The organism is Roseobacter sp. HKCCD6576-2 (assembly GCF_013179285.1).
In the GTDB taxonomy this organism is placed as follows: domain Bacteria; phylum Pseudomonadota; class Alphaproteobacteria; order Rhodobacterales; family Rhodobacteraceae; genus Rhodophyticola; species Rhodophyticola oceani.
Map to the genome: position 1 here is coordinate 1 of NZ_WVNW01000063.1, position 1,143 is coordinate 1,143.

1 protein-coding gene is annotated in these 1,143 nt (G+C 51.4%); it reads right to left on the minus strand.

Annotated elements, in window-relative coordinates; genetic code table 11:
• Positions 1-138 precede the first annotated feature (138 nt).
• Positions 139-1,008 carry a hypothetical protein gene (locus GTF44_RS21950; RefSeq protein ID WP_171563539.1) on the minus strand — a complete coding sequence of 290 codons (870 nt, stop codon included), beginning with the start codon at positions 1,006-1,008 and terminating at the stop codon, positions 139-141.
• Positions 1,009-1,143 lie beyond the last annotated feature (135 nt).

Consider the following 1,143-nt stretch of genomic DNA (forward strand, 5'->3'; position numbering starts at 1 on the left):
TCTCGTTCAGAGCAAAACTCTCTGCACCAGCAACACGTTGTTTTTCCACAGAATCGGCGGGAAGCGGTCATTCGCTGCGGGTGCGAACCAGAGTTGTCTGGAGGCAAAGGCTGCCATTGGTTCCGGTCCGCAAAGCGCCTACGGCATGCTCCCGAGGAGCGATGAAACGACAAAAAAAGCCACAAAAAAGAAGATCAAAAAATAGAGCCATGCGAACGGTCGGACAATCCGCTTAGCTTCGGCCTCTTGGAGACCAAGGTATGTTCCCGTGACTTTTTGGTACTCCCTATTGAAGTTCTCCGGCCATCTGTCTGGTAGAACCACTTCTATCGTCTTCTTGATAATCAAAGGCTTCTCCAATGTGCCGCCGTGATCTGTGTCAATCATGGCCACCATCTGGTCCAGCTCTGCGGGAAGCTCCTCCAGCTTCCGCGCCTGAGAGCCTACAACGTCTTCCAAGAGCTCGTGAAGTCTTTGGAAGTTTTCCGGTAGCCTTGTAAATCTTATGGACTCTTCGAACTGTAACACATGCGCAAGCCAATCACGGATCAAGACAACGGACCGGTTCATTGCGCGTACGTCAGCGGGTTCGCCCGGTTCTCCCCAGCTCTTTGTGAGGCGTTTCAGTAGGCCGTCAACGGGACCGAATATCTCCTGCATTTCGCTGATCTTCTGATCTATCCAAACAATAGCAGAAGCCTCATCAAGGAATGAGAGTTGGCGTAGATAACGGCCGCTGTTGAGGTCCTCTAGGTTCTCAAAAATCTCTGTATTGTAGTGTCGAAACAACTCTGCGGTTAACCGCCACTCCCAACCCGGCGGCTTATCGATCAAAAGTCGACGCACAAACGGTGGTTTGTCCTGAAAGGGCGCAAGTTCTTCCTCCAACAAACGGCGTTGCAAGTCTTCCCCTGGTTTACCAACTCGTTCGGAGACAAATCTCTCGTGTTGCTCCCGCCATTGTAAAAGCAGATCTTCCGAGTGCCGCCTTTCGTCGTTGTCGACCATCTTGTGGCAGTTGCGGCATAGCCAGATACCATTCGTAATGTCCGCGCGTAGCACATCATTAGAATCGCGACGATACGTGACTGCTCTGAAACCCGATTTTCCCGCCGTTTGTAGTTAGAGTTTTTCGCTCGTATT

Excerpts from the sequence above, each read along its gene's own strand:
- GTF44_RS21950 (WP_171563539.1), bottom strand. The coding sequence starts at position 1,008 with ATGGTCGACAACGACGAAAGGCGGCACTCGGAAGATCTGCTTTTACAA.